Raw genomic sequence first — 23,714 nt, forward strand, 5'->3', positions numbered from 1 at the left:
GAGTAAAGAGCAAGGAACAAAGAGCAAAGATTTTTATGCACCACTTTAGGCAACTGCAAATTTGGAAAGAAGGAATGGGAATGACCAAACAGATTTACCTGCTTTTGGCTAAGTTTCCATCTTCAGAAAAATTTGGTCTGATATCACAAATCTCCAGATGTGCAGTTTCTGTTCCTTCAAACATTGCTGAAGGTTCATCAAGATCATCTGATAAGGAATTTGCACATTTCTTATCCATTGCTTTAGGTTCTTTATTTGAATTGGAAACTCAACTTTTGCTCGCAATTGAACTAGAAATTATTAATAGAAATGAAATGGACCCGATAATAGAAAGCATTATTCAACTGCAAAAGAAAATATCGGCTTTTAAAAAGACATTAAAATAAAACTTATTGGTTAAGGTACTTGGTCTTTATTCCTTGCTCCTTAATCTTTAATCCAAAATAAAAATGGAAGCATACATAATAGCAGGACTTAGAACAGCCGTTGGCAAGGCTCCAAGAGGGGTATTTCGCTTTACCAGAGCCGATGATTTAGCCGCGGATGTGATCAGACAGTTGGTAGCATCGGTACCTAATCTGGTAAAAGAAGAAATTGACGATGTCATTGTGGGCAATGCCACTCCCGAAGCAGAACAGGGCCTGAATATCGGGCGCATGATCAGTTTAATGGGCTTGGATACGGATAAAGTGCCCGGAGTAACCGTCAATAGGTATTGTGCATCAGGCTTAGAAACCATTGCCACTGCGGTAGCTAAAATTAAAGCAGGCATGGCCGATTGCATTGTGGCAGGTGGCGTAGAGGTGATGTCGGGAATGCCTTTTGGCGGTTGGAAACTGGTGCCCAACCCAGATGTGGCCAAAAACAACCCAGACTGGTACTGGGGCATGGGATTAACCGCCGAAGCCGTCGCCAAAGAATACAATGTGAGCAGGGAAGATCAAGACGAGTTTGCTTACCGCTCGCACATGAAAGCCGTTGAAGCCATCAAAAATGGTCACCTAAAAGCAGGTGTAGCACCAATTACGGTAAACGAAACTTACTTGGACGATCAACTGAAAAAGAAAACCAAATCTTACATAGTAGATACAGATGAAGGCCCTCGTGCTGATACAACTTTAGATCGTTTGGCCAAGCTAAAACCTGTTTTTGCCGCTGATGGCTGTATTACCGCAGGGAACTCCTCACAAACTTCAGATGGCGCAGCCTTTGTGCTGGTAGTGTCGGAAAAGAAAATGAAAGCACTGGGTGCTGAGCCGATTGCCCGTTTGGTAAGTTACGGTGTAGCAGGGGTACCGCCACGTATTATGGGGATTGGTCCAATTGAAGCCATCCCTAAGGCTTTAAAAATGGCCAATATGAAACAGGATGAAATTGGGCTGATAGAACTGAACGAGGCCTTTGCTTCGCAGTCATTGTCCATCATCAGGGCATTAGGCCTAGACCAAAGCAAAATTAATGTAAATGGTGGGGCAATTGCCCTAGGTCACCCGTTGGGTTGTACAGGGGCCAAATTATCGGTGCAGCTTTTTAACGAAGCCAAGCGCCAAAACCAGAAATACGGCATGGTTACCATGTGCGTAGGAACGGGGCAAGGCGCTGCGGGAATATTTGAGATTTTTTAGTAGCAAGATGTGAGTATCGAGTAGCAAGATTGAACAGTTGACGAAACGGTAGGCATGCATAATTTTAAGGATTTGAAAGTTTGGCAAAAGGCAATTGATTTAGCAGTAGATGTTTATCAGGCGATGTCTTTGCTGCCGATTGATGAAAAATATGGTCTCATCTCTCAAATCAAAAGATGTACTGTTTCGATATCATCAAATATTGCAGAAGGTGCTGGAAGAAATACGGATTTACAATTTAAACACTTCTTAAATATTAGTCAAGGTTCGGCGTTTGAACTTGAAACACAGTTAATAATTTCAAATAAATTAGGTTTGATTAATGATGTCGTAGCTAAACATCTAATTGATCAAACAACCGAAATTCAAAAAATGATATATGCTTTAGAGCGAAAATTGATTAAAAATTAAACTTAGCGAATATCAAGATTCAACAACCAGTCTTGATTCCTGATACTCGCTACTAGATACTAAAAACCATGAGCAAAACAATTAAAGGCGGAGAATTCCTAATCAAGGAAACATCTTACCACGATGTATTTATACCAGAAGAATTTGATGAAGAACAGCAAATGATTGCGCAAACCTGTCGCGATTTCTTGGCAGCGGAGGTTTATCCTAACCTAGAGAAATTGGACAGTCATGAAGATCCAGAACTGATGCCAACGTTATTAACCAAAGCCGGCGAGCTGGGTATTTTGGGGGTTTCAGTGCCAGAGGAATATGGCGGCTTCGGAAAGAACTTCAATACCTCCATGTTGGTGGCAGATGTGGTAGGTGCAGGACATTCGTTCGCGGTAGCATTGTCGGCACATACCGGTATTGGTACTTTACCAATCCTTTATTATGGTAATGAAGCACAAAAAGCGAAATATATTCCAAAGCTAGGTACTGGCGAGTGGAAAGCGGCTTACTGTTTAACCGAGCCCAACTCAGGTTCTGATGCCAACTCCGGAAAAACCAAAGCCAAATTGAGCGACGATGGCAAGCACTACATCATTAATGGCCAAAAAATGTGGATCACTAATGGGGGATTTGCAGATATCTTTATCGTTTTTGCCAAGATTGACGACGATGAAAACCTAACTGCTTTTATTGTGGAGCGTGATTTCGGTGGCATTACCATGAATCCCGAAGAACATAAAATGGGAATCAAAGGCTCATCTACCCGTCAAATCTTTTTTAACGACTGTCCAGTACCAGTAGAAAATATGCTGAGCGACCGTCAAAATGGGTTTAAGATTGCCGTTAATATCCTGAACATTGGTCGTATTAAACTTTCGGCTGCAGCTATTGGTGCCTCAAAAGCTACCATTAGCACCGCAGTAAACTATGCAAACGAGCGTCAGCAATTTGGAAGATCTATTTCAAAATATGGCGCAATACGCTACAAAATAGCCGAAATGGCAGCCAAGGTATATGCCGTAGATGCCGCAAATTACCGTGCCGGCCAGAACATTGACGATACTTACGACGCCTTAGTGGCCGAAGGAATGGAGCCCGCAAAAGCCAAATTGAAATCGGTAGAACAGTTTGCCGTGGAGTGTGCCATTTTAAAAGTTTGGGGCTCTGAGGCATTGGATTACGTGGTGGATGAAGGCGTACAGATTTACGGTGGGATGGGTTTTAGTGCGGATGCGCCAATGGACAGGGCTTATCGCGATGCACGGATCAACCGTATTTTTGAAGGAACCAACGAGATTAACCGCTTGCTGACCGTTGACATGATGCTGAAACGTGCCATGAAAGGCGAACTGGATCTGATGACCCCGGCAACGGCTGTAGCAGCAGAGCTGATGTCGATCCCTGATTTTGGAGAAGAAGACAATACGCTGTTTGCTGCCGAGAAGAAAGTATTGCAAAACCTCAAAAAAGCTACTTTGATGGTAGCAGGCGCTGCGGTACAGAAACTCATGATGAGCCTGAGCAAAGAGCAGGAAATTTTAATGAACATTGCTGACATGGCCAGCTACGTGTACGTGGCAGAATCGGCCATGTTGCGTACAGAGAAATTAGTGAGTATGAAAGGTGAGGAAGCTTGCAAAGCTCAGTTAGACATGATGCGCATTTACTTTGTAGAAGCGGTTGACGGCGTAGCCAAAGCAGGTAAAGAAGCACTTTGGGCATTTGGTGAAGGCGATGAACTTCGTATGATGTTGGTAGGATTGAGACGATTTACCAAAATGGAGCCGTTTAATGTAAAACAGGCCCGTCAAAATGTAGCCGTTCAAATTATTGAAGCGAATAAATATATTTTTTAAGGTGATATGATTTGTTGTTAAGGCTTAAGGTTATGGCAGCGCCATCCTTAAGCCTTTTTTAATAATACCGCATTTCTTGGATATATGAAGCTAAACTAAAATAGCGCTTCGGGAATTTCCGGTTTATAGATCTTATAGCAATGCAAGTAAGGCTCATTTTTTACTGGCCCTACACCAGCTAGTGGAGATGTTTTGGAAGGAATAATTGGTTACACATCTACAGATCCTTTCCCTACAAATCCTTGCGATACGGATTCTATGCTTTGTAGAAACGTTGTAGTCTTCAGGTATGCCAAACTTACCGGTTGGAGCGGACATGTTTACACCAATAGATATTCAGAGTTGGGTGCCGGTAATTCGACCTGGCTTTATGAAGGACCAGTATTTTGGTTAGATGCTTTTAGTTAATCTTCTTTATAAGTTGGAGAGCTCGAGTATTTCGGGCTCTTTTCATTTGTTAAATTTGGTTAAAAATTGTAGCATCGGATATAAAAGTTTATTTTTGCTGAATGAAGATAGTGGTAAGGTTTTTATTCTCCTTGGTTGCTCTTGTAACAGTCTTAGGGTCATGTAGTAAAGACAATTATAATGCAGAAGAGCAGGCGAAAAAAGACGATGCCTTAATTGTTGATTTTATTGCCAAAAACAATATCCAAGCAACAAAACACAGTTCAGGGTTATATTATCAAATTATTACACCAGGAACGGGAGCTAGCGTAACCGCATCTTCTAATGTAGGGGTTAATTATGTAGGTAAGTTTCTTGATGGCACACAGTTTGAAAAATCAGAAGCTATTGTGCCGTTAAATTTAAGCCAGGTAATTCAAGGTTGGACCATTGGCGTACCTTTAATTAAGGTAGGCGGCCGTATTCGTTTAATTATTCCTTCTGGGTTGGCCTACGGTAACAACGCCCAGGGCCCTATCGCTAAAAACACTGTTTTAGATTTTACTATCGATTTAATCAATGCGCAATAAGAACTTAATGTATAAAACCAGCACTTATTTGTTGGCACTTTTTACCGTGCTAACAGTTTTTACTTCTTGTAAGAAAGAGTATGAAACTACTGAGGAATTAGACAACAGAAATATTAAAAGCTATAAAGATGCCCATCCTAATTTAGCTTTTACTGATGTTGATGGCTACAGCTATAGCATTACAGAACCAGGAACGGGCAGTGCTGTAGTCAATACCGATTCAGTTTATTATTCATATGCCTTTAAATCAACTTCAGGCACAGTTTACAATCAAACTTCTGATTTAGTAATCACTGGCACTCTTTTAGGTTATACAGATCGATTTGCTATTGGAGGCTCCATTTATTCATTTAAACCAGTTAGAGAAGTTTTAGGAAAATTAAAACGTGGAGGTAAGGCAGTACTTCTTCTGCCGTCAAGAATGGCTTTTGGCAAAAATGGATTGAGCAATTTTGGAATTGGCTCCAATGAAATGATCGTTGTGGAGTTGGGATTATATAGCTTTGAAAAAAGACATCAAGTTGATGCTTTCGAGACACAAACTTTTATTACCAAGAATAACCTAACATTTAATACTGATCCTTCAGGCGTTAAATACAATATTTCTACACCTGGTACTGGTGCAGATTTAATCAGTTCAACTACTACTTTTGTCTGTAACTATACCGGAAGGTTTTTAGATGGAACTATTTTTGATCAAAGGAGTTCAGAGACTCTTAGATTAAGGGAATTGGTAACAGGTTGGGAAGTAATTGCTGGTAAGCTTTCTGCTGGTGGAAAGATAAGGATGATCATTCCTTCTCACTTAGGATATGGAAATACAGCAGACCCAAAATCGCCATCTTATGGAAGAGATTTTCCTAGTAATAAAGTTTTAGATTTTGAGATTGAAATTGTAAGCGTAACCAAAGACTAAAATATATTAAAGCCAGCAACTAGCTGGCTTTTTCATTTAATGCCTTTTTATAAACTTCCAATACTCTTTTTCTGGCAAACTCATGCTCAACGATAGGAATTGGTAGTAAAGCACTTTTGTACTCAGGAGCCCATTTAAAAACATACTCCATTTTAGGGTCAAACTTTTTAAGCTGTAGTTCGGGGTTAAATACCCTAAAGTAGGGTGCAGCATCGTTACCGCTACCGCAAGCCCATTGCCAGCCCCCTACATTGCTAGCCTGTTCGTAATCCAAAAGCTTTTCGGCAAAATAGGCTTCGCCCCAACGCCAGTCAATGAGCAAATGCTTACATAAAAAGCTGGCCACTACCATGCGCACGCGGTTGTGCATAAAGCCTGTAGCGTTTAGTTCCCGCATGCCCGCATCTACCAAAGGATAACCCGTTTGGCCTTTGCACCAAAGTTCAAACTCCTTTTCGTTGTTGCGCCAATTGATCTTGTCGTAATCAGGTTTAAAGGAGCTGTTAACGGTTTTAGGAAAATGCCATAAAATCATCATGTAAAACTCCCGCCAAGCCAGTTCAGATACCCACTTATCGGCCTTTTGAGAGAGTGCTTCACTAACTACTTCTCTGATACTTACTGTGCCAAAACGTAAGTGCAAACCGAGTTTTGTGGTGGCATTTTTGGCCGGATAATCTCTGTATTTTTCATAGCCGTCTAGTTTTTCCTTGAAATTTACCGGTGGAAATTTGGCGCCACTGCTAGAAAATCCAATAGCCTCTAAGGAAGGTAAACTGCATTTTTCTTTCTCCGAAGGCTCCGAAATTTGATATAAGTTTTTAAAATATTTGGCAGTAGGGTAAGGCTTTAAATAAAAGGGATTGAGCTTGAGCCGCCATTGCTTATAATAGGGCGTGAAAACGGTGTAGGGCGTGCCATCAGCTTTTTGTACCTCTCCTTTATCAAAAACCACCTGGTCTTTATAAGTGTGAAAGGCGATGCCATTTTGCGTTAGGAAATCGGCTATTTGCTGATCTCGTTTTCGGGCATAGGGTTCGTAGTCGTGGTTGGTATAAACCGCCTTGATCTCGAAATCGCCAATGATTTCTTCCCATGCTTTTTGCGGTGTTTGAAATTTTACGAGTAGCTGCGACCCTTTTTCCGTCAACTGTTGGTTAAGCTTAACTAGCTGTTGGTGGATAAAATCTACCCTCGCATCCTTTTTATTCTCCAGACGATCTAAAATATTGGGATCGAAGATGAATACAGCCAGTACCGGATAACCTGATTTTAGGGCGTGGTATAGGGCGGCGTGGTCTTCTAATCTTAAATCTCTTCTCAACCAGCAAATACTGATCGGCTGTACATTATTCTTTTTGCTCATAAATAGCGGTCAGGGCATTTTCGAGGGTCAAATATCTGAATTGAAAACCAGTATTCAAGATTTTTTGCGCAGAGGTATTGTTGCTGATCAGGGGCAGAATACTCATCTCCCCCAAAATCAATTTTAAGGCAAACCTGGGAACATTTATAGGCCAAACCGGCCGGTGCAGTGCTTTGGCTAGTGCTTTGGTGAAAGTGGTGTTGGTAACGGGCGAAGGCGCTGTAGCGTTGTAGGCATCAAACAACAAAGGATCTTCAACGGCTTTAACGTAAATGTTTACCAGATCATCGATATGTATCCAGGGCATCCATTGTTGGCCTGTTCCCAAAGGGGCACCTACAAAATTTTTCACGGGTTTTTCCATCGTGGCAAGGGCGCCACCTTTTGCACTCAACACAATGCCCGTTCTTAATTTCACTACTCGAATCCCTAAGGCTATACCTTCATCAGCGGCTTTTTCCCAAAGAATGCAACATTCGGCCAAAAAATCGTTGCCGGGGAGGCTTTCCTCATCTAAAACTTCATCGGCCCTATCTCCATAATAGCCCACTCCCGAGGCAGAGATAAAACTTTCAACAGGTGTGTTGGTTTCTTTAATTGCCTTAAAAAGAAGCTCGGTTGATTTTACCCTGCTGTCAATGATCTGTTGTTTGCGTTGCAGGCTCCAGGGTTTATCGGCTATGCCTTCTCCAGCTAAATTTATCACGGTATCTACCCCATTAAAAGCATCGTAGTCGATTTGTTGCTGATCAATATCCCACAGAAAAACTTTGATTCCTGCTTTCTGCGTAGGTTTCCTTGCTAAAATACTTACCTGATGTCCTTTTGCTTGCAATTGTGCAACCAGTTCCTGACCTATTAAGCCTGTGGCCCCTGCAATGAGAATGTTTTTTGCCATATCAACTAAACCCTAAATTAGGGAATTAGTTTTTGTTGGCAAGCCAATTCAGGATATAATCTGCCGTATTTTTCCAGTTAGAAAGTCCTAGCACAAAATGATTATTGCCCTCAAATTCTTTAAAGTCGGTAATCGATTGCTCGTTTCTATATTTCTTATAATTGCTGTAGTTTAAGGAAGCTGGCATAATATTGTCTGTTGAGCCCGCAATGAAAAGTAAAGGTGCATGGACTTTTTTGAAATCAATTTTTGCAGCACCAGTTAGCCCGTCTCTTGAAATTCTTTTCGATTCTGGAATGACATTCTCATCATAAGCTTTTTGTTGTTCGTCTAAAGACATGCCATTGGTGAAAGCATATTGCCATTGTGGGAAAGACATTAAGAAAGTTTTGTTGGGAGAAGTGAAAAACCCCAATGGTCCCCAGGTAGCTTTAAAGAAAGAAAATTTGGTGGTAATTACCCCCTGTGGTGGTACAGAGTGGATAGCCACAGCGGCTTCTGCCAAGCCACGTTGAACAAGTAATTGGGTAATTAAACCTCCCATGGAGTGGCCTACAATAATTGGTTTTTCAGGTAAGGTTTTAATGATGTTTTCGAAATAATCCACTACTTGTTTGAGTCTTAGCGAGGCAATGTTTTGATCTGGATGTTTTTGTCTAAGTTCGGCTGCGGTACCTTCTTTAAAAGGCCAAGCTGGCGCAAGGGTAGTATAGCCTTGTTCTTCGAAATATTTTTGCCAAGCAGTCCATCCTAAGTGGCTTACAAAATTACCTGTTACAAATAGTACGGTTTTAGAGTTGATCGTTTTCATCGTTTTTTGTTTTGTTTTAAATTGAACAAGTCAAAATTCCGCACAAAAACTGTCAATAATTTTAACCCAGGTTAAAATCGTTATTTACTGACCATTCTTTTTCTAATCCTACTTAATGAGGGACCTTGAATGCCCAGATAAGAAGCAATATGATATAAAGGGATGTGATTGGCCAATTGTGGATGGGCTTCGGTTAAATCTTTATAGCGCTGTTCGGGCGTATTAAAAATGAAATCTTCGGTTCTGGTCATGGCCATGTTAAAAGCCTTTTCCGCAATGAGCCTCCCAAAATGCTCCCATTGGTGTGATTGCTGGTAGAGCTTTTCTAATTGTGCATAACTGATATAGAGCACGCTTGCAGCAGTCATGGATTCGGTATGATAATTACAAGGAGCTTGGTTGACGAAACTTTTGTACGAAACAATAATTTGCTGCGGAGAAAAGAAAAAGATATTCTTTTCTTCTCCAGTTTCTTCATTTACATAATAAGTACGGAAAATACCATCGATGATAAAGCCCAAATTTTTGCAAACGTTTTTATATTCGTTGTAAAACTCCCCTTTCTGATAATTCCGTGGTTGCCAGTATTCACGGGAAAGGTCAAAGTTTTCTTCATCTATTCCTGCAAATGCCAGTAAAGCATGTTTGAGCATAACCATTTGTTCCATAGCTAAATATAGCTAAATAGAATAAATTTGATGCTTGTTTTATTTCTTTGCGTACTTCTTGAAAAAATTGATGATGGTTTGATTGGCATTTCTGGGATATTCATGGCCACCACTATGCAAAAAAATGATGACATCGTTTCCATCTTTGCCAGCGTATAAAGTGGCATTGCTATCTAGTTTTACTCCTTCTTTACTACAACCGTTTATCGATAACACCTTATTGTAGGTTGCTTTTTGCATGAACGGCTTTACCAAAGGATCTGCTTCGCCCATTAAGTGCAGTGCAGGTTTAGGTGTTAAGTCGCCTCTTAACTTTCCAGCTGCGGTAGCGGTTGGCGCAAAGGCGGCAAATTCATTAGCCCGTGTTGCCCATAGCAAATAAGTAAAACCACCGCCGTTGGAGTGACCCGTGGCATAAATGCGATTGTTGTCAACTTTATAGTTGGCTTTGAGCGTTTTAAGCATGGCATCAAAAAACTGCAAATCCCTATTCTTATCGGTTTCACTGATCATTACCCAGCCGCTTTTTTTGCCTTCCGGATCGGTAAGCATTCCAGGAGTGTTTAATCCTTGCGGACAAATGAAAATGGCTTCTGGCCAAAGTTTCTCAAAGCCTCTTGTTCTGTACATGTTAAGCATGGTTCCGCCATGACCATGAAAAGCGAAAATAACGGCAGTTGGCTTGCTTTTGGCAGATGAAGGAATGTAAACCATTGCTTTTCTAATTTCGCCATTGATGGTCCATTCCATTATTTTTGGACTGCTTTCCTGAGCTGCTGCCGATAATAGCGAAGTGAACATGAACAACGCCAACAACTGGATCTTAAAATAGTGTTTTGCTTGCATACCCGATAGAATAGCGTTTTGGAATAAGGTTTAAATGTTATTTTAATTTTGGAGGTTGAAAACGTCAAAATAACTTCAAATAACAGCTTTTTCCTAAACAATAGCCAATTAAAAGCGTTAGTTTTACAAGATACTATTTGGGTTATGGAGAAAGTTTTAGTTACGCGTTGTATTAGCGAAAATGCTTTGGAATTGATTAGAAATGAAGGCTACGAAACTAATGTTTACAAGGAAAGTAAGGACTTAACCCCCGCAGAACTCATTAAAATGTGTGAGGGTCATGCAGGTTTACTCAGCGTAGGTCCTAATAAAATCGACGAGCAATTTCTCCGCTCGTGTAAACATTTAAAAGGCATTGCCTTAATGAGCGTGGGCTACGATAAAGTTGACGTAAAAGCAGCCACTAAACACGGTATGCCTATTAGCAATACCCCCGATGTATTGAGCGAAGCTACCGCAGATGTAGCTTTTTTGTTAATGCTGTCGGTAGCCAGAAAAGCCTTTTACATGCATAAAACCATTGAGCGTGGTGAGTGGGGATTTTTTGATCCGATGAAAAACCTGGGGCAAGAGCTTTATGGCAAAACCCTTGGCGTATTGGGCTTAGGAAGGATAGGATTGGAGCTTGCCAAAAAAGCAAAAGCAGCCTATGGAATGCAGGTGATTTACCATAATAGAAGCAGAAATCAAGAGGCTGAAAAATTGCTCAATGCCACTTATGTGTCCTTTGAGGAACTGCTGAATCAAAGCGATGTGCTTTCGGTACATGTGAATTTAACGGAAGAAACTAAGGGTATGTTCAACCTCACAGCATTTGAAAAAATGAAGCCTAACGCCATCTTTATCAATACTGCACGTGGAGCTATCCACAATGAAAAGGATTTGATTACTGCATTACAAAACAAAACCATTTGGGGCGCTGGTTTAGATGTGACCAATCCTGAACCTATGGACAGAAACAATCTGTTGTTAAATATGGAAAATGTTTGTGTGCTGCCGCATATTGGCTCGGCTACAGAAGAAACGAGGGAAAAAATGGCGGTGATGGCGGCACAAAATATTGTTAAAGCTCTAAAAGGAGAGCAAATGCCACAGGTGATTAATCCTGAGGTGTATCAAAAGGATTAGCTAAAAGCTTTTTCTGTTTCGAAATTAGAATCCTCCCTCTTAATCTCCTCCGATGAGTTGGACAGCCTCTCCAAACGCAGACACGGTTACTGCTACTATTTGTTTCTCTAAAGTTTACTAAGTTTCTGCCATGGCTAATGCTTGGCGCTGTCGCTATATCCCCCTCTGGAGGGGGCAGGGGGAGGAATTATTCATATTTCCAACTCTCAACATATGAGAAAGGCGGTTAATTTTCATTAAATTCAAATATGAAAACCGCTGGAAAACAAAATCTCTGGCATTATAATGCCAATTTGAAAAACTTTGCTCGTGAAAATCGGAAGGAGATGACAAAAGCTGAAGCTTGTATCTGGAAATATTTGCTGAGTAATAAACAGATGATGGGTTATCAATTTAAGCGACAGCGTCCAATCTTAAATTATATTGCTGATTTTTTTTGTAAGGAGCTGATGCTGATCATAGAAGTGGATGGATTGACACATCAGTGGGAAGAAGTAGCAAAAAAAGATGTAATTAGAGAGCGGGAGCTGAAGCAGATAGGTTTTGAAGTTCTAAGGTTTCACGATGAAGAGGTTTTGAATGATATCGTGAATGTTGAGAGGGCAATTGTAGCTTATATCGAAAATTATCGTAGCTAATCCTCCCTCTTAATCTCCCTCCAAAGGGAGACATAGGCACTGCTAATATTTGCTTTTCTACAGCTTATTTAAGTTTCTGCTATGGCTAATGCTTGATCTTGTTGCTATATCCCCCTCTTCGAGGGGGTAGGGGGAGGATTTTTTAACTCGAAGAAATAAAGAAAGCATTTGTCCCAGAATTATGGAGGCGGTTATATAAATTAGTTGGTAAGGCGAATTGTAATAGGATTCCCGTGTAAACGGGAATGACGGGGAATGAGCAGTCTATGAAATTTGTTAGCGTTTGTTAAAATTTCAAAAAGATATTCCGAAAAGCTTTATTTTTATTTCATGATTGTTTCTATAAAGAATGAGCATTTGGCTATAGATTTTTCTACCAAAGGCGCAGAACTTCAACGTATCATGGGAACCGATAGTGAGGTAAACTACATGTGGAGTGGTGATGCAAAGTTTTGGGGAAAGTTTAGTCCAGTGTTATTTCCAATTGTAGGAGCGTTTAAAGATAATACCTATTTCTATCAAGGCAAACAATATCATTTGTCGAGGCATGGTTTTGCCCGAGACATGGAGTTCTCTTATGAAAAATTAAATGCCAATGAAATTGCTTTTAAGCTAAGACATAACGAGGAAACCTTAAAAAACTATCCTTTTGAGTTTGAACTTACCCTTAAGTACCGACTTCAGGGGGCTAGCTTACAATGCACCTACCAAGTTTCAAATCCAAGTATTCAACCACTTTTGTTTTCTATAGGTGGGCATCCCGCCTTTGCGGCGCCCTTGCATAATGAAGGGGTTTATACCGATTACTATCTGCAATTTGATAATGATGACGAGCTTACCTTTTATCACATTGTAGATAACCTAGTTTTAGATGAAACCACCACTTTAAAACTGAACGATAAGATTTTACCTTTAAAGCACGAGCTCTTTTATGAGGATGCACTGGTTTTTAAAAATCTGAAAAGCAAACATATCCGACTGCTAAACAACAAAAATTATAAGGGCCTAAATTTTCATTTTGAAGGCTTTCCTTATTTTGGGATTTGGGCAGCTAAAGATGCTGATTTTGTATGCTTAGAACCTTGGTGTGGCATAGCCGATGGGGTTAACCATAACCAGCAATTGGAAGATAAAGAGGGGATGGAAAAGTTGGAAGGTGGGCAAACTTGGCAACGAAGCTGGGAAATATGCTGCTTTTAACTTCCGCAACTTGCAGTAACCATCCTGTTCTCGAATACGAAACCGGCTCCTATTCATTGCTTGCAGATTATTTATCTGGAATGATTAACTTTAAGCAGTTCTTTAATCTTAACCTTTGACATAAAAATCGATTTGACTACCAGAAGAGATTTCCTAAAACAGGCCAGTCTATTGTCGGGGGCCACGGCATTGGCCACCGTTTTTCCAGAAGCCATTCAACGTGCCTTGGCCATTAACCCTAATTTGGGCAGTACCTTTTACGATGCCGAGCATGTGGTTTTTCTGATGCAGGAAAACCGTTCATTTGACCACATGTTTGGAGCCATGCGGGGGGTACGTGGTTTTAATGACCCGCATCCACATATTTTGCCCAATAAGGATAAAGTTTGGGTACAGCGTGATGCCAAGGGCAATGCCTATACGCCTTTTCATGTCGATATCCATAAAACCAAAATTACTTGGCAGGGAGGTTTGGCGCATTCATGGCCCGACCAAATTGCGGCAAGAAATGACGGGAAATACGACCGTTGGATTCCCGCAAAAACAGCCATGTGCTTAGCTCATTATCAAAGGCACGATTTGCCTTTTTATTATGCCATGGCAGATGCTTTCACCATTTGTGATCATCATTTTTGCTCGTCGTTAACGGGAACAACTCCTAACAGATTATTTTTTTGGACCGGAAATGTACGCCCCAACCCTAACGATAAAGAAACCAAGGCCGTAGTGAGCAATGCCCAAGCCGAATCGCATACCAACCGATTTGTGGACTGGCCTACATTTCCTGAACTGCTGGAAGATCACGGGATTGATTGGCGGGTTTACCAAAATGAGATCTGGACGGCCAAACTGCCCTCGCAAATAGATGATTGGTTAGGCAACTATGGGGATAATGCCTTGGAATATGTGAAGCGGCACCAGGTAAAACTATCTGCTTATTTCCGTAAAAACGGCGATAAAACGGTAACGCCAAATCTTTCGGCAGAAGAAGTGCTTGAAAAGTATAATCGTTTGTCGCAAAGGGAAAAAAACTTAATTGATAGGGCGTTTACAACCAATATCGACGCCCATGATTATTTGGATTTAGCTCCCCACGCTTATGAAAATGAACTGGGCGAAAAAGAAACCTTAAATGTGCCCAAGGGCGATATTTTTTATCAGTTTCGAAAAGACGTGAAGGAAGGAAAGCTACCTACAGTTTCGTGGCTGGTAGCCCCGCAACGATTTTCGGAGCATACCAGCTCGCCGTTATATGGCATTTGGTACGTATCGGAAGCACTCAATATTTTAACGGAAAATCCCGAGATCTGGAAAAAAACCATCTTTATTGTTAATTACGACGAAAATGATGGCTATTATGACCACATGCCGCCATTTGTAGCACCAAAACCTGATACTTTGGCTCGAGGAAAGGTGTCTGATGGGATTGATACCGCCTCAGATTATGAGTCGAATGAGGGTAGTCCCATTGGTTTAGGGTATCGTGTACCCATGATTGTGGCCTCGCCCTGGAGTAGGGGCGGCTATGTAAATTCGCAAGTTTTTGATCATACCAGTACCTTAATGTTTCTGGAGGATTTCCTCAAGCATAAAACTGGTAAGCAGTTAAAAAGCGAGCAAATTAGTACCTGGCGCAGGGCCGTTTGCGGAGATTTGACTTCGGTGTTTAGGCCTTACAAAGGCGAAAAGCTCAAATACCCAACCGTGTTGGAACGCAATCAGGTAATTGACCATATCCAAAAAGTGAAAAGCAAGCCACAACAACGTATTCCCTTTCCACTTAAGGAAGAAGATATTGCAAAGATCAATAGACACCATGCTTTCGAAGATGGCGCATCGGCCTTGATGGCCAAACAGGAAAGAGGAACTAAACCTGCCTGTGCTTTGCCTTATCATTTAAGGGTTGATGCCCGTTTAAATGAAGCCAAAACGAGTATAGTGCTTGATTTTGTTACAGAGGAACGAAGTGTTGGTGCACCTTTTAATGTTTCTGCGTTAAATAGCTACAGCGGCGAACAAGGCCGTAATTGGTACATTGCTGTAAAAGCAAATGATCATATTGAGGATAATTGGGAAATAGATGCTTTTGCGCAAGGCAGATATGATTTGTCGGTACATGGGCCAAATGGTTTCTATCGGAGGTTTATGGGGAGTAAAACTAATCCTGATTTGTTGCTTGCCGCAACGCCCGAGTTGCAGGATAATTCAAAAAGATATTCAGGGAATTTGCAACTGCTTTTGGAAAACAAAAGTAACCAAGCCATGGAAGTGTTGCTTGTTGATGATGTTTACAGGGCTAATAACAAAACCATAAAAGTTGATGCGGGTACTAAAAAAATTGTATCGCTCAATTTGAAGAAATATCACCACTGGTATAATTTTAAGGTGAGGGTAAAGGGTTATGATGACTTCCAAACGCACTATGCTGGCCATATTGAAACTGGCACCGATAGTATTACTGATCCTTATATGGGCGGAGTGGTGTAGGAGGGTTATAGTTGACGTGATCGTCATCATTTGTTAGTAAACTTATATTGGATGTGAGAGTAGGCATTTCGTCATCTCGACCTTTTGGAGAGATCTTTGGATATGTTTATCCTATGGTTAGTGCTGTGGTTGGTGATAACACCAACCACAGGTCTAACAGGTCTATTATATCGGAAGCGGGAATAGGCATTTCGTCATCTCGACCTTTTGGAGAGATCTTTGGATATGTTTATACCATGGTTAGTGGTATGGTTGGTGATAAACCAACCACAGGTCTAAAGTGCTTGGAAGGTTATATCGGAAGCGGGCATAGGCATTTCGTCATCTCGACCTTGTGGAGAGATCTTTGGATATGTTTATCCTATGGTTAGTGGTATGGTTGGTGATAACACCAACCTCAGGTCTAATGCGACTCCGTAGGAGTCGTACCCGAAGGAGCTAGGTCTGTTTTTTTATAACTATTTGACCTCTTCGAGGTCCTAAACCTAAACCTATGGACAGGGCTTACGGCTTTTTGCCAATCGAACCCAAGTTTGTTAAACCCGATTGAAACGGGCACGAGCCCAATTTTTAATTGGGGGAGTAAAGTGGAAAGCGGGGCTAAAGCTGCCCAAGCGTGCCGAACATTGCTTTTCAATAAAAATAATTTATATGGTTGATTTTTAGGTTTTTGCGGTTTAATTTCTCTTTTTTTTAAAACCTGCGTAGGGGTGTATTTCTTTCTTGTTGTCTCAATGTTAAATAAGACACAAATGAAAGCGTTATACTTTAAACATCAATTTAGTCAAATAAAAAAGGCAGCCTGCCTGGGCATTACTTTTTTTGGTTTGGCTTTCCATGCAGATGCACAGGAGGGAAAAATTACAAAAGCTCATTTTGGGCTGATTTATCCGTTAAGCACCAATGGTACACATGCACCTTTGGATACCAACAACCTATCTATTCATTTGTTGGCAGGTGTATCCTCTGTAGAAAAGGGCTTCTCGTACGCCGGTTTAAGCAATGTAGTGCGTAATGAAAGCTATGGGGCACAATTTGCGGGCTTCTCTAACCATATTGGCAAGCAGGCCAACGGCGCATTGTTTGCGGGCTTTTTAAACACCTACCGCTCGGCAAAGGGAAGCCAGTTTGCGGGCTTTGCTAATTTGGCGCAAAAAAATGTAGAAGGGGCACAATTTGCGGGTTTCTTAAATACTACGGGCGGCGATATGAGCGGCGTGCAGTTTGCAGGGTTTGCCAATGTAGCCAAAAACGTAAAAGGAACGCAATTTGCGGGCTTTTCCAATACGGCCAAAAATATATCGGCATCACAATTTGCGGGTTTCATTAACGTAGCCAAGGAGGTGAACGGTAGCCAGTTTGCGGGCTTTATCAATATTGCCAAAAAAGTGAAGGGCGCTCAGGTAGCGGGCTTCATCAATATTGCCGAAACGAGCGATAGCCCAATCGGGATCATCAACATCATTAAAAATGGCGAAAAAAGCATTGCTGCAACCATCGATGAAAGCCAAACATCTATGTTAACGTTCAGGTCTGGAGGGAAAAACCTGTACGGCATAATAGGTATGGGCTATAATTTTAAAAACAAAGATGAGGTTTATGCTTTTGAAGCAGGTTTGGGCGCTCATTTCTTTAAATCAAAATCTTTTAGGCTAAACATGGAGCTTACGCAAACCATTTTGGAGAGCTTTGAAAAGGGGGAATACTTTAAGGGTACGTTTAGGTTGCTGCCAGCGGTAAAAGTGGCGCCCTGGCTGGAAATTTTCGGTGGCCCGTCTATCAATTTCGTAAGTACCAATACGGTGGAGGGGAAGGCGCTGCACCCTGAGAGTGATGATTTAGTGCTGCGTACCTGGCAACGTAAAAATTCGGACTTCCAACAGTCGTTGCACATTGGTTACCAAGCAGGTTTACAGTTTGTTTTTTAAAAACAGATTTTGATTGCCTATTGGTAATTAGCCTTGTAAAACTGATGCTGAACTAAATTCAGCATGACGAAACCTTGATTTAGCGTCACCCTGAATTTATTTCAGGGTCTGCTACTCACGGGTTAAACCTTTGTAATTAGCGATATATGGTTAAAAATTAGGTTATAAAGATTTCACAAACAAATAAATGAAATATGAAAAGAGTATTTGCAATTTTATTAGGCTTGTTCGTCGTTATTCACTTTTCGGCATGTAAAAAAGATCGGCTAACGGCTAATGGCAATATTATTTCGGAAACCAGAAACCTGGGGCAGTTTACCGGCATCAGCTCTAGCGGAGCTACGCCTGTAGAGGTAAAATACGGAACCGAGTTTAGGGTAGTGGTAAAGGGTTCAAGCAATATTGTGCCACATTACACCACTAGGGTGGTAAACAATGTGCTGCATATTGGTTTTGAAAGGATCGGTATCAGTAGAGACGATGTGGAGGTGATATTAACCATGCCTATCCTGAACAGGATTGAATTGAGCGGCAGTACCGAAGTTGAAGTGGAGGGGAGTTTTCCGGCCATTGCCAGCTTAAACGTGTCCATTAGTGGTTCGGGGAAAGTGGAGGTAGATCATGCCATCCAGGTAGACCAGGTGAAAGTAGATATTTCTGGCTCAGGGACCGTTGATTTTGAAGAGGTGCTTGCCAAAACAGCCGATGCCGACATTTCTGGTAGTGGTAGCCTAAGGCTTCAGGTGCAGGACAGGATCAAGGCAAAAATAAGTGGTAGTGGTAAAATTTATTATCGAGGCAATCCGGTAGTTCAACAAGACATTAGCGGATCTGGCAAATTGATCAAGTTCTAATTTAATTTAAGTTTTTATGGCTGGCCAATCATTTTGGCAGGCTTTTGGGGCCAATTTTGGCGCTCATGAGCTTGCCCTGGAAGATCTATACCTTTTGCAAAGCAGCACGCCCAACTTAATTGCCTATGCTTTGCCCTTTGTGGCAGCATTTACGGTACTTGAATTTATGCTTGGAAAAATTTTTAGGCACGAAGATTATACCCACGAGGAACTGAAAGGTTCGTTATGGGTTGGGATGGGTAACTTGTTGGTTAACCTTTTCTTAAAATCGAGCCTTTTTGTTGGAGCGGTGTGGTTGTATAACCTTTTGCCTTGGCGTATGGAGCTTAGTTGGTGGAGCTTGGTGCCTTGCTTGCTGATCTATGATTTTTGTAGCTATTGGTCGCACCGAATTTCCCATTTTAACCGCTTCTTTTGGGCATCGCACGTGGTGCACCACTCAGCCCAACACTATAATTTAACGGTAGCTTTTAGGCAAAGTTGGGTACAGCATGTAAAGGTGGTGTTTTTCATTCCCGTGGCGTTGTGCGGCTTTCATCCGGTAATTTTTATGGTGGCCAGCCAAATGAGTACACTTTATCAGTTTTGGGTACATACCGAAACCATTGGCAGGCTCCATCCTTGGATCGAGAAATATTTTGGTACACCCTCTAACCATAGGGTGCATCACGGCAGCCAGGAGAAATACATTGATAAAAACTTTGGAGCTACATTGATGATTTGGGACCATTTATTTGGCACTTTTCAGTATGAAGAAGAAAAGCCTAAATACGGGCTTACTACACCGCTTGCCAACAAAGGGAACCCGTTTGTGCTTAATTTTCATGAGTACCGGGCCATTGCCAAGGATCTTAAGCAAAGCGATGGCTTAAAGGAAATGCTCTTTTTCCTGTTTGCAAGCCCCGCAAAAGTGTATCGCTATAAAGCCAATCACCGGCCTAAGGCGCGTAGCCATTACAAGCCCGGCCGTTTTCTTAGGGGAACTGTTTTAGCATTGTTGCTGCTTTTAATGGCGCAATTGTTATTGGCCCAGCCACCACTGCCAGAGCCAAAGCTGAAAAACCTGCTGTTCTTTTTACAGCGTACGCCCGATGCCAATACCGTAGTTTACCAGTTGAATTTACAAAAGGACGGTAGTTTAAACGAAAAACATCCCGTGAAGGCCTCGTGGATCAGGTACGAGGAAAATGGGGCGGTTAAGGAACTTTCGGGGATCGAAAATAAATTTGCCTATGGCGTAAAATGCAAGGCCCTGGGCAATGAGGCCTATGAGGTGCGCTTGGTTTCATACAAAAAACTGCCCATGTATTTACTGAAATCGCCTGCCGACCAACAGTATCGCTTGTACATTAAGGATGAAGGAAAAGACCTGTTGCTGAAAAGGGTGTTTGTAAAGGTAGAAGGCGGGAGCTTTTGGTTCCCCAAGGTACAATATATTGATTTGTTTACCATTGATAGTGAGAACGGAGCGCAAATTTTGAAACGAATTAACTTGTTGTCCAATGGCTAATTGTGTAGCTGAAATCAAACCGATATATTTGAACTATCCAAACGTGAATATAGCCGTACAAACATATAGCGATGCCGCTTTTGAACAGCTTTTTAAAGCCCATTACAAGGCTTTGCATAGCTATGCCAATATGCTGCTCAAAGATCTGGACGCCGCCGAAGAGGTGGTACAGTCCATGTTTTTAAAATTATGGGAAAAAAGAGACCTGCTCGATGTGCAGACCTCCGTTAAAGCTTACCTCTATAAATGTGTGTATAATGATAGCCTTAACCTCATGAAACATGAACAGGTTAAAAATAAGTATCAGCATTTTACACTGCATACCATGAATACCGAGCACGAATCTGCTTCTCATAAAATAGAGCTATCGGAACTGCAGCGGAAATTACAGCAGGCCCTGAATGCCCTGCCTGAACAGTGCCGGATTATTTTCCAAATGAGCCGTTTTGAGGAGTTGAAGTACAAGGAAATCGCCGAAAGACTTGATATCTCCATTAAAACCGTGGAAAACCAAATGGGGAAGGCCCTGAAGATTTTACGCCTCAAATTGGTAGATTTCCTGATACTTTTGTTAATAGGTTTAGGCAACTATAATGATTATTTAAATTAAGCAGAGCAATATGAATGAGGAGTTACTGATCAAATTTCTGCTTAAAGAAACCACGGCAGAAGAAACCAAGCAGGTGCAGGACTGGATAGCAGCAAGTTCCGAAAATGCTGCGCATCATCAGCAACTGGAGCGGATATGGAATGAAAGCGCCAATTTGGACCCCAAAATTGCCGTTGACGAGGAATTGGCTTGGCAAAAATTTAAGCAGCGGGTGGAAGAAAAAGCCGCATCACCTGTGCTGAAAAAAAGTAAACCCACAACCATTTGGCTACGCATAGCCGCGGTGCTGGTGCTGTGTTTTGGTGCGTGGCTGGCCTATCAAACATTTGGAAATACCTATACCAATTTAGCTAGCAATGCTCAGGTGCTCAACAAGGCCTTGCCAGATGGAAGCCAATTGGTGCTCAACAAAAATACCAACATCAGTTACGTAACTGATTTTAAAGCTAACCGCAAAGTGGAGCTCATTAGTGGCGAAGTGTTTTTTGATGTGGCCCATGATGGTGCCCACCCTTTTGTAATTGCCGTTAATAAAGTACAGGTACAAGTAGTAGGCACTTCATTTAACATTAAACGCCTTAAAAATAGCGTAGAGGTAATTGTAGAGAGCGGCATAGTAAAGGTTGATCAAGGCAGCCAGCATTTAACGCTTACCAAAGGAGAGCGTGTAACACTGTTGGACAATGAAGAAAAGTTAGTGAAGGAACCTGTAGAGGATGAGCTGTATAACTATTACCGAACCCAACTTTTTGTAGCCAATAACACCCCACTGCCAAAGGTAATTGCGGTTTTAAACGAAGCCTATGGAGGTAAGGTGTTGTTGAGCGAGGATGCCAAATCTCTCGGAATTTCAACTACTTTACCCTTTAAATACTCGTTGGAGGAGAATTTAAATACAATTTGCCGTACCCTAAATTTGAAAATGAACCGTAACGGAGACCAAATTTCGCTGTCTAAAAAGTAGAAATGAAGAAACCTCTATTTATCTTGCTGCTCTTGGTTAGCACTATTTGTGCTGCACAAAATTCGCTGGTCAATTATTATGCAAGTAACCTTGCCAAACGGGTTACCATAGATATTAAGTCGGAAAAAATTGGGCTGGTATTACAAAAAATTGGGAAAGCTGGTGGTTTTTATTTCACCTATAACGGGGCCTTGTTTGCTAGGGATAGCATCGTAAATGTAAATGTACATAACAAGCCAGTGCGTGAGGTATTGGATGAACTTTTTAACGGCAAGGTAGATTATAAGGAAAATGCCGAATACATTATCTTGCGCTATGCGGTCAACCACTTTTCTATCGAGGCAGAAAGTATTGTCACTGCTGAAAACCTTTACAGCATCACCGGCAGGGTAGTGGATATCCAAACGGGAAAAAGAGTGAAAAATGCGAGCGTGTATGAGAAACGCTTGTTACAATCGGCCTTAACGGATGATGAAGGTTTTTTTAGCCTGAAGTTTAAGGGAGAGCATGACGGTATTGTGTTAACGGCAAGTAAGGAAACTTACCGGGATACTTCCATGATCTTTCTTTCCAGCATTGATGTGAAGCCTAAAGGTTATGACGATCCTGATAAGGAAAAAGGCACTTTTATGTCCAATATGTTGGATAACTTAAAAATTGGACGTTGGCTAACCTCATCTAAACAGCGTATCCAAAATATCAATATTCCCAACTTTTTGGCCAATATGCCGGTACAGGCCTCTTTAACTCCCGGACTGAGCTCGCAGGGCAGTATGAGTGGAAGTGTGGTCAATAAGTTTTCGCTCAATTTGGTGGGCGGATATACTGCTGGCGTTAATGGACTGGAAATGGCCGGAGTTTTTAACCTCAACAAAGCCGATGTAAGATATGTACAGGTAGCTGGTGTATTAAATATTGTAGGTGGCAATACCGAAGGCGTGCAAATGGCCGGGGTTTTCAATATGGTAGGAAAAAATGCCAATGGCGCGCAGTTGTCGGCAGTTTACAATCATGTGAAAGGTAATTTGGATGGGATACAGCTGTCGACGATCAATTACGTGGAAGGATTGGCCGAAGGCCTGCAACTGTCGGCGGTGTCCAATACCGTCATTGGCAATTTGCGAGGATTCCAAATGACGGGCCTAATTAATGTGGTGCGTAAAAAAAGCAACGGAATGCAGCTTTCGGCGGTGGGCAACATCGCATTGAAAGAGATGAGAGGTTTACAATTGTCGGGTGTTTTTAATTATGCCAGGCACAACAAAGGCCTTCAGTTTGGCTTAATTAATTTTGCTGATACTTCTTCAGGGGTGAGTTTAGGCCTCATTAATTTCGTAAAGCATGGCTATCATAAGCTGAGTATTTCATCCAATGATTTAATTAACGCCAATGTTTCCTTCAAAAGTGGCAATGCAAATCTTTATACCATTTTTATGCTGGGCAAAAATTTTGTTGACCAAGCAAATATTGAAACCTTTGGGCTAGGGCTTGGTCATGATTTTTTTGCAGGGCGAAGACTTTCTTTTTCAACAGAGCTCACCAGCCAACACCTACATTTAGGCCGATGGGACTATGCCAATATCCTCAACAAGTTTCAGCTTAACTTTCAGGTGCGTTTGTTTAAGGGCTTTAGCATTTACGGCGGCCCGGTGTTAAATTACTATGTTAGTGAGGCACCCCACAATTATGTTAGCGCAAAGGGATACAAAAGTAGGATAGCTCCTTCAAATAGCCGAAAAATCAACGGTAATAGTGCTTGGGTGGGCTGGTCGGCAGGGTTTAATCTTTTCTAAATGCTGGCTGAGTATTTTTTTTCTCTTTTTGGGAACAAAACAAATTTTTTGTTGTTAAATAGAGAAAAAAGTTCTACATTGTTATGCATTTGAGTTTAGAAAATAAATTTTATTTGCCGTCAACGCTCATTGGAATTTATTAACGCGATCTCTCTCAGTATTTGTTTTTTTAAGCACAAATGCCGCAAATTTTTAAAAATTGCATTTGCATTTAGTGGGTTTATTTGTAGATAA

General features: G+C 41.4%; 21 protein-coding genes. 16 read left to right on the forward strand and 5 right to left on the reverse strand.

The features are described 5' to 3' along the window. Positions 1 to 35 precede the first annotated feature (35 nt). The 6 genes from DUT71_RS12825 to DUT71_RS12850 all read left to right on the forward strand — a co-directional run bounded on the left by DUT71_RS12825 (position 36) and on the right by DUT71_RS12850 (position 5,779). The gene (locus DUT71_RS12825) at positions 36 to 386 is read left to right on the forward strand and encodes a four helix bundle protein (RefSeq protein ID WP_113662948.1); all 351 of its coding nucleotides are present in this window, start codon (positions 36 to 38) and stop codon (positions 384 to 386) included. Positions 387 to 449: 63 nt separating this feature from the next. Next, positions 450 to 1,625: an acetyl-CoA C-acyltransferase gene (locus tag DUT71_RS12830; protein ID WP_113662949.1), complete on the forward strand. Its 1,176-nt coding sequence runs from the start codon at positions 450 to 452 to the stop codon at positions 1,623 to 1,625. 54 nt (positions 1,626 to 1,679) lie between these two features. Further along, the gene (locus tag DUT71_RS12835; protein ID WP_113662950.1) at positions 1,680 to 2,036 is read left to right on the forward strand and encodes a four helix bundle protein; all 357 of its coding nucleotides are present in this window, start codon (positions 1,680 to 1,682) and stop codon (positions 2,034 to 2,036) included. 68 nt (positions 2,037 to 2,104) lie between these two features. Further along, on the forward strand, positions 2,105 to 3,886 hold the full coding sequence (locus DUT71_RS12840) for an acyl-CoA dehydrogenase family protein (RefSeq protein ID WP_113662951.1): 1,782 nt from the start codon (positions 2,105 to 2,107) through the stop codon (positions 3,884 to 3,886). 509 nt (positions 3,887 to 4,395) lie between these two features. Beyond that, a complete protein-coding gene (locus DUT71_RS12845) occupies positions 4,396 to 4,863 on the forward strand; it encodes an FKBP-type peptidyl-prolyl cis-trans isomerase (protein WP_113662952.1) in 468 nt (155 codons plus the stop codon). Continuing rightward, the gene (locus tag DUT71_RS12850; protein WP_113662953.1) at positions 4,853 to 5,779 is read left to right on the forward strand and encodes an FKBP-type peptidyl-prolyl cis-trans isomerase; all 927 of its coding nucleotides are present in this window, start codon (positions 4,853 to 4,855) and stop codon (positions 5,777 to 5,779) included. Before DUT71_RS12845 ends, DUT71_RS12850 begins: the two co-directional genes overlap by 11 nt. Before the next feature lie 19 nt (positions 5,780 to 5,798). On the opposite strand, the gene DUT71_RS12855 is transcribed toward DUT71_RS12850, so the two are convergent. The 5 genes from DUT71_RS12855 to DUT71_RS12875 all read right to left on the reverse strand — a co-directional run bounded on the left by DUT71_RS12855 (position 5,799) and on the right by DUT71_RS12875 (position 10,368). After that, positions 5,799 to 7,145 carry a cryptochrome/photolyase family protein gene (locus DUT71_RS12855; RefSeq protein ID WP_113662954.1) on the reverse strand — a complete coding sequence of 449 codons (1,347 nt, stop codon included), beginning with the start codon at positions 7,143 to 7,145 and terminating at the stop codon, positions 5,799 to 5,801. Next, positions 7,129 to 8,043, reverse strand: a complete 915-nt coding sequence (locus DUT71_RS12860) for a TIGR01777 family oxidoreductase (protein WP_113662955.1) — start codon at positions 8,041 to 8,043, stop codon at positions 7,129 to 7,131. Before DUT71_RS12860 ends, DUT71_RS12855 begins: the two co-directional genes overlap by 17 nt. Before the next feature lie 25 nt (positions 8,044 to 8,068). Beyond that, positions 8,069 to 8,854 (reverse strand): alpha/beta hydrolase, encoded by a 786-nt coding sequence (locus tag DUT71_RS12865; protein ID WP_113662956.1) that lies wholly within the window; start codon positions 8,852 to 8,854, stop codon positions 8,069 to 8,071. An 80-nt stretch (positions 8,855 to 8,934) separates the two neighbouring features. After that, a complete protein-coding gene (locus tag DUT71_RS12870) occupies positions 8,935 to 9,522 on the reverse strand; it encodes a Crp/Fnr family transcriptional regulator (RefSeq protein WP_113662957.1) in 588 nt (195 codons plus the stop codon). 39 nt (positions 9,523 to 9,561) lie between these two features. Then, positions 9,562 to 10,368, reverse strand: a complete 807-nt coding sequence (locus tag DUT71_RS12875) for an alpha/beta hydrolase family esterase (RefSeq protein WP_113662958.1) — start codon at positions 10,366 to 10,368, stop codon at positions 9,562 to 9,564. Positions 10,369 to 10,512: 144 nt separating this feature from the next. On the opposite strand from DUT71_RS12875, the gene DUT71_RS12880 reads away from it, so the two are divergent. From DUT71_RS12880 to DUT71_RS12925, 10 genes are all read left to right on the forward strand, one after another. Beyond that, positions 10,513 to 11,496 (forward strand): 2-hydroxyacid dehydrogenase, encoded by a 984-nt coding sequence (locus DUT71_RS12880; RefSeq protein ID WP_113663076.1) that lies wholly within the window; start codon positions 10,513 to 10,515, stop codon positions 11,494 to 11,496. A gap of 248 nt (positions 11,497 to 11,744) precedes the next feature. After that, positions 11,745 to 12,134 (forward strand): endonuclease domain-containing protein, encoded by a 390-nt coding sequence (locus DUT71_RS12885; RefSeq protein WP_113662959.1) that lies wholly within the window; start codon positions 11,745 to 11,747, stop codon positions 12,132 to 12,134. 330 nt (positions 12,135 to 12,464) lie between these two features. Further along, positions 12,465 to 13,334 carry an aldose 1-epimerase family protein gene (locus DUT71_RS12890; RefSeq protein ID WP_113662960.1) on the forward strand — a complete coding sequence of 290 codons (870 nt, stop codon included), beginning with the start codon at positions 12,465 to 12,467 and terminating at the stop codon, positions 13,332 to 13,334. Between the two features lie 132 nt (positions 13,335 to 13,466). Then, positions 13,467 to 15,821, forward strand: a complete 2,355-nt coding sequence (locus DUT71_RS12895) for a phosphocholine-specific phospholipase C (protein ID WP_113662961.1) — start codon at positions 13,467 to 13,469, stop codon at positions 15,819 to 15,821. A gap of 752 nt (positions 15,822 to 16,573) precedes the next feature. After that, a complete protein-coding gene (locus DUT71_RS12900) occupies positions 16,574 to 17,749 on the forward strand; it encodes a hypothetical protein (protein ID WP_113662962.1) in 1,176 nt (391 codons plus the stop codon). Between the two features lie 194 nt (positions 17,750 to 17,943). Then, positions 17,944 to 18,603, forward strand: a complete 660-nt coding sequence (locus tag DUT71_RS12905; protein WP_113662963.1) for a head GIN domain-containing protein — start codon at positions 17,944 to 17,946, stop codon at positions 18,601 to 18,603. 16 nt (positions 18,604 to 18,619) lie between these two features. Then, positions 18,620 to 20,113 (forward strand): DUF4833 domain-containing protein, encoded by a 1,494-nt coding sequence (locus tag DUT71_RS20220; RefSeq protein WP_162796039.1) that lies wholly within the window; start codon positions 18,620 to 18,622, stop codon positions 20,111 to 20,113. Then, positions 20,106 to 20,723 (forward strand): RNA polymerase sigma-70 factor, encoded by a 618-nt coding sequence (locus DUT71_RS12915; RefSeq protein WP_113662964.1) that lies wholly within the window; start codon positions 20,106 to 20,108, stop codon positions 20,721 to 20,723. Before DUT71_RS20220 ends, DUT71_RS12915 begins: the two co-directional genes overlap by 8 nt. Positions 20,724 to 20,733: 10 nt before the next feature. After that, positions 20,734 to 21,687, forward strand: coding sequence for a FecR domain-containing protein (locus DUT71_RS12920; RefSeq protein ID WP_113662965.1), 954 nt, complete (start codon positions 20,734 to 20,736; stop codon positions 21,685 to 21,687). A gap of 2 nt (positions 21,688 to 21,689) precedes the next feature. Next, positions 21,690 to 23,480 (forward strand): peptidase associated/transthyretin-like domain-containing protein, encoded by a 1,791-nt coding sequence (locus DUT71_RS12925; RefSeq protein ID WP_113662966.1) that lies wholly within the window; start codon positions 21,690 to 21,692, stop codon positions 23,478 to 23,480. The last annotated feature ends 234 nt before the right edge of the window (positions 23,481 to 23,714 follow it).

It is taken from the genome of Pedobacter nanyangensis (assembly GCF_003313505.1).
Taxonomy (GTDB): domain Bacteria; phylum Bacteroidota; class Bacteroidia; order Sphingobacteriales; family Sphingobacteriaceae; genus Pedobacter; species Pedobacter nanyangensis.